General features: G+C 66.4%; 6 protein-coding genes. All 6 read right to left on the minus strand.

Annotated features, from left to right (window positions below):
- Positions 1-758 (minus strand): 16S rRNA (adenine(1518)-N(6)/adenine(1519)-N(6))-dimethyltransferase RsmA (rsmA, locus tag VJ307_01415; GenBank protein ID HJX72786.1); only part of this gene is annotated, 758 nt, incomplete at its 3' end.
- Positions 733-1,722, minus strand: coding sequence for a tRNA (adenosine(37)-N6)-threonylcarbamoyltransferase complex transferase subunit TsaD (tsaD, locus tag VJ307_01420; protein ID HJX72787.1), 990 nt, complete (start codon positions 1,720-1,722; stop codon positions 733-735). The genes tsaD and rsmA, both read right to left, overlap by 26 nt.
- An 852-nt stretch (positions 1,723-2,574) precedes the next feature.
- Positions 2,575-2,949, minus strand: coding sequence for a hypothetical protein (locus VJ307_01425; GenBank protein HJX72788.1), 375 nt, complete (start codon positions 2,947-2,949; stop codon positions 2,575-2,577).
- Between the two features lie 14 nt (positions 2,950-2,963).
- Positions 2,964-3,266 (minus strand): type II toxin-antitoxin system HigB family toxin, encoded by a 303-nt coding sequence (locus tag VJ307_01430; protein ID HJX72789.1) that lies wholly within the window; start codon positions 3,264-3,266, stop codon positions 2,964-2,966.
- Between the two features lie 408 nt (positions 3,267-3,674).
- Positions 3,675-4,988 carry a PhoH family protein gene (locus VJ307_01435; protein ID HJX72790.1) on the minus strand — a complete coding sequence of 438 codons (1,314 nt, stop codon included), beginning with the start codon at positions 4,986-4,988 and terminating at the stop codon, positions 3,675-3,677.
- A gap of 28 nt (positions 4,989-5,016) precedes the next feature.
- Positions 5,017-5,307: tol-pal system protein YbgF (gene ybgF, locus VJ307_01440; protein ID HJX72791.1), on the minus strand; the 291-nt coding region annotated here is incomplete at its 5' end.

Consider the following 5,307-nt stretch of genomic DNA (forward strand, 5'->3'; position numbering starts at 1 on the left):
CGGGACAACAGGTCGCACCACTCCTTCGTCCCTCCGGCAAGAAACGGCACGGGTGCGTTTTTCAACGTTTTCCGCCTCCGGGCGAACGCGGCGCGCACGACCGCCTGGAGCTTTCGGACGAGGGGGTCGGGGATCCCTTGCCGGAACCGGATCGAGAAAACGGCGGAATCGACCTCGGGGACGGGGGTGAAGCAGGTCCTCCGCACGGAAAACTCCGGGCGGGCGTCGGCGAGGACCGCGAGGTACACCGAAAGGGTGCCGTACTCCTTCCCGCCGGGGGAGGCGCACAACCGCTCCACCACCTCTTTCTGAAGCATCAGCACCGCCCGGGGAAACCGCTCCCTGAGCTCCATGAGGCGCAGGACGATCGGCGAGGAAAGGGAGTACGGCAGATTCCCGACGACGGTGCCCCCGCCGGGGAAGCGCCTCCTCCACTCCTCTTCCGGCACGGAAAGGACATCCGCCTCGACCACCTCGACGGCCGAGCCGGCGAACCGGTCCCGCAGGTAGGCCGCCAGCCTCCGGTCGACCTCCACCGCCACCGTCTTCTCCTCCGCGGCGGCCAACAGAGACGTCAACGCGCCGAGCCCCGGCCCGATCTCGAGAAACGGAGGACCCATTTCCCGGGCCGCCGCCACGATCTTGCGGGCGATGTTCCGGTCATGAAGGAAGTTCTGCCCCCGCCTCCTGCTGGGGGAGATGCCCAGATCGGCCAGGAGCCGCCGGGGATGTTCAGCGGAAGAATCGGGAGGCGGCATACGCGTTCAGTTCGGGCCCGGAGGCCCGGCCGGCCGACAGGCGTCGATCCCCCAGAAGCGCCACCATCGCCGCGTTGTCCGTGCACAGGGCCTGCGAGGGAAGATGCACCGGGATCCCGGCGCCGATGCCTGCCTCCATGGCCCGGCTGCGCAGGCGGGAGTTGGCGGACACGCCCCCCGCCAGCACGGCGCGGGGGATCCCCTCCCGTTTCGCCGCCTCCAGGGTCTTCCCGACCAGCACGTCGACGACCGCCTCCTGGAACGAGGCGGCGATGTCCTCGACGCGGGCCTCCTTCCCTTCCGCCGAGGAGAGAAAGACGCGCAGGGAGGTCTTGAGCCCCGAGAAGGAGAAGTCGGCGGAGCCGGCCTTAAGCCAGGCCCGGGGAAAGGCGAACCGGCCGGGATCCCCGGCGGCGGCGATCCGGTCGATAGCCGCTCCCCCGGGATAGCCGAGCCCCAAAAGTTTTGCCGCCTTGTCGAAGGCCTCCCCCGCCGCGTCGTCGAGGGTACCGCCCAGGAAGAAGACCTCCTCCCACCCCGACACCCGGAACAGGGAGGTGTGCCCGCCGGAGACGAGAAGGGCGATGAAGGGGAACTCCACCTCCTGCTCGAGGAAGATGGAGTAGATGTGCGCCTCGAGATGGTCGGCCCCGTAGAGGGGTTTCCCCCACGCATAGGCCAGCGCCTTGGCGAAGCATAATCCCACGAGCAGGGAGCCGATCAGGCCGGGGCCCGCCGTCACCGCGATGCCGTCGACCTCTCGGCGCCCCGACCCCGCGTCGGCCAGGGCTTGCTCGACCACGGGGACGACCGAGCGGATATGCTCCCGGGAGGCGAGCTCCGGGACGACGCCGCCGTAAAGACGGTGGACGGGAACCTGGGAGGAGACGACGTTGGCCAGCAGGCCCGCCGAGGAGTCGTACAGCGCGGCCGCGGTGTCGTCGCACGAACTCTCGATGCCCAATACGCGCATTTCTCCAACCTACCACAGGAGCCGCCCGGGACGCAGAGTACTACTGCCGCAGTGGACTGCGGCGTCGGGGACCCTGGCTCGCCGGCCTCCAGAGATCCATTCCCTCAGAACCCGGCATTTGAGGGCCGCTGCATCCCCGCCGGCTTCGTTGCCCGCCCTCACCGTACCGCGGCGGGTACGCCTCGGCCGGGCGCCTCGCCGGACGGGGCGCATCGACCCTCTCGATGCACGGCCTCTTCAGGAACGGACCTCTGGAGGCCGGGGGGTCCCCAAAGGCTACGCTCGCGACCTGCGCCCGCTCGCTGCGGGTTCCGCTCGTCGGATCGGACCCCGCGCGGCGGGGATACTCTTCTCTCGCTCCACACGCCGCTTTGTGGAACCCCCCGCATCGCCATGGGTCCCCGGTCAACGGCACCTTCGCAGCAGGGCGCACCATGGGCGGAGCAGCCGAAGGACGGGGGGCCGGCGTCCAAGGGTCCATTCCCTCAGATCCCGGCATTCGAGGACCGCTGCATCCCCGCCGGCTTCGTTGCCCTCCCTCACCGTACCGCAGCGGGTACGCCTCGGTTGGGCACCTCGCCGGTCGGGGCGCATCGGCCCTCTCGGTGCACGGCCTCTTCGGAAACGGACCCCTGGACGCCGGGCGGAGCTTTCCGGGAGGAAGGTCAAGCGCAGACTCGCGGGTTCATCGCGAGTCGAGCGACTTCGCCAAGGACCCCCCTCCGAGGATGCGGAAGCCAGACATGACGCCGCGTAACGGTGCGTGCCGATGTGGCGCTCGCCGCAGGGGGGGGAAAGTTCAGGAACGTCCCTGTTCTACGGCACCTGTCGACGACGTGACCGTCACGCCGCCCTGTAACCCCCCGGTGGCCGGATCAGACTCTCGGCCGGAATGCCGAGCTCGATATGGAGACGCCAAGCCATCTTCATCGTCAGCGGACGCCTCCGGCTTAACACCTCGTACACGCGGTTACGTCTTCCGATCATCGGCTCCAGATCCTTGGGGGTAAGTCCCAACTGTTCCATCCGGAACTTGATCGCCTCGACCGGATCGGGGAGGTCGAGCAGGTAATGCTTCCGCTCATACGCCTCGACCAGTGCGACAAGAATGTCGAGCCGCTCCCCCTTCGGGGTGTTCGGGGCGGCATCCATGAGGGTCTCGATCTCCTTCAATGTTCGCCGATGGTCCGCCTTGGTCTTGATGGGCCGGATGTTCATGGCTTCTTCCCCCTTTACACCGTTTGTGCGTCGATTGCGTCGTACCGCGCGTGCGTCCCGATGAATCGTACATAGACGACACGGTACGGGTAGTTGATCCAGACAACGATCCGGTATTTGTTCCCGGCGATGTTGAAGACCACCCTACCGCCCTTGAGTATGCTCGCGTTCGCGAAGTCCCTCTTCACATCCGCAGGGGAGGCCCAGTCCGCCTTCAAAACGTGTCGATACCACGCCAAGGTCGGCTCCCGGGCGTCCGTGAAGGCTGGGGCATCGTCCCAGAACTTCTTCAGCGTGGAGAGGGCGATGACCCGCATGAACGAAGTATAGTCCCATTTTGGGACTCGCGCAAGAGGGCCCCGGGCGCAGGATGCGAAGGTCTCGCAAGAGGGCGCTCGACCGCGGCACACGGTACCGGGGACCCCAGGCGATGCGGGGGGGTCGACGAGGCGGCGGGGAAACTCCTGATTCTATCGGCGAATGAAAAAGGAGTGTCCCCCCGAAGGAAGAAATCGCGTCGAGCGGAACCGGCAGCGAGCGGGCGCAAGGTCGCGAGCGTAGCCGAGGGGACCCCTCCGCGAGCCAGGGGTCCCGGAGGCGAAGTCGCATCTGCGCGCCCCATTGCTGAGCGGGGACTTTCCTCCAACCGTACTACCGACAACCTCAAGGAGTGTCCCCGTCGGCGCGCGCCGCAGGGGGGGAAAAGTTCAGGAACGTCCCCGTTCTTAGAGGATGTTGGCGGCCAGCTCCGCGAGGGGGGAGCGCTCCCCCTTGACCAGCATGATGTGCCCCGCGATCGCCTCCCCCTTGAACTTCTCCACGATGCAGGAAAGCCCGTTGCTCGCCGAGTCGACGAAGGGGTTGTCGATCTGGTACGGGTCGCCGGTGAGCACGACCTTGCTGTTCTCCCCCGCCCGCGTGAGGATCGTCTTGACCTCGTGGGGGGAGAGATTCTGGGCCTCGTCGATGATGATGTACTGGTTCGGGATCGACCGCCCCCGGATGTAGGTCAGCGGCTCGATCTCCAGGATCCCCAGGTTGATCAGCTCCTGGTAGCCGCGCATCCCCTGGCGCTTCCGCCGGCTGTACCCGAAGAGGTATTCGACGTTGTCGAAGATCGGCTGCATCCACGGCTTGAGCTTCTCCTCCATGTCCCCGGGGAGGAAGCCGATGTCCTTCCCCATCGGGAACACCGGGCGCGACACGAGCAGCCTCTGGTACGCCTCCTCGTCGGATGTCTTCCGCAACCCGGCGGCGATAGCCAAAAGGGTCTTCCCCGTCCCCGCCTTCCCGGCCAGCGTCACGAGCTTGACCGAATCGTCGAGCAAAATGTCGAGGGCGAAGTGCTGTTCCTTGTTCCGCGGGCGGACCCCCCAGACGTCCTCCTTGAACGCGGGGATGACGCGGATCCTGTTCCGGACGGAGTCGTACCGCCCGAGGGCGGACTGGGAGGAGTTCCGGAGGACGAGATATTCATTGGGATGCAGATCCTCCGCGCCGGGCGGAAGGGCGTTCTCCCCCGCGGCGTAGAAGGCGTCGATCCACGACTTGTCGACGGTGGCCTCCCGGTAGCCCTGGTAGAGCTCCTCGATGTCCACGCGGTCGCTCTCGTAATCCTCGGCCCGCAGGCCGAGGGAGTCGGCCTTGATCCGGAGGTTGGTGTCCTTGGACACGACGACCACGGGCGTATTCTTGTCCCGCACCTTCTCGCCGAGCGCCACCGCGAGAATCTGGTTATCCTCCCGGTTCCCGTGGAGTTCGGCCGGCAGGAGGTTCGCCCCGTCGCCGTCGAAGGCCACGCGGAGCATCCCGCCGCTTTCGAGGGGCACCCCTTCCGAAAGGCTCCCCTCCCCCCGCAGCCGGTCGATGAACTTCGACACCGTCCGGGCGTTGCGCCCGAGCATGTTCAGGTCCTTCTTGAAACGGTCGAGCTCCTCGATCACGGTGATGGGAATGATGATCCGGTTGTCGCGGAATTTGAAAAGGGCGGTGGGATCGTGCAGCAGGACGTTGGTGTCCAGCACGAAGTTTTTGATCATCCATCCTCCGGATAGGTCGCCGGCCCGGTCATTTGAGTTCGGCGAGCTTCTGGCGGGCCTTCTCGGCAGCCGGCGTCTTCGGGTACTTGGACAGGAGCAGCTCGTAGAGGATCCGCGCGTTCTTCCTGTCGTTCAGCGCCTGGAAGGAGAGCCCCTGCTTGAACATCGCGTCGGGGGCCTTGTCCCCGCCGGGGTACTTGTCGACCACATCCTGGAACGAGAGGATGGCGCTCTCGTAGTCCTTGTCGGCGTAGAAGGTCTCCCCCTTCCAGTAGAAGACGTTCTGCATGAGCCGGTGATCGGGGTATTTCGCGGCGAA

This window comes from Candidatus Deferrimicrobiaceae bacterium (assembly GCA_035256765.1).
GTDB lineage: Bacteria > Desulfobacterota > Deferrimicrobia > Deferrimicrobiales > Deferrimicrobiaceae > CSP1-8.

Coding starts and splice junctions, on each gene's coding strand:
- VJ307_01430 (HJX72789.1), bottom strand. CDS start 3,266: ATGCGGGTCATCGCCCTCTCCACGCTGAAGAAGTTCTGGGACGATGCC.
- VJ307_01425 (HJX72788.1), bottom strand. CDS start 2,949: ATGAACATCCGGCCCATCAAGACCAAGGCGGACCATCGGCGAACATTG.
- VJ307_01435 (HJX72790.1), bottom strand. CDS start 4,988: ATGATCAAAAACTTCGTGCTGGACACCAACGTCCTGCTGCACGATCCC.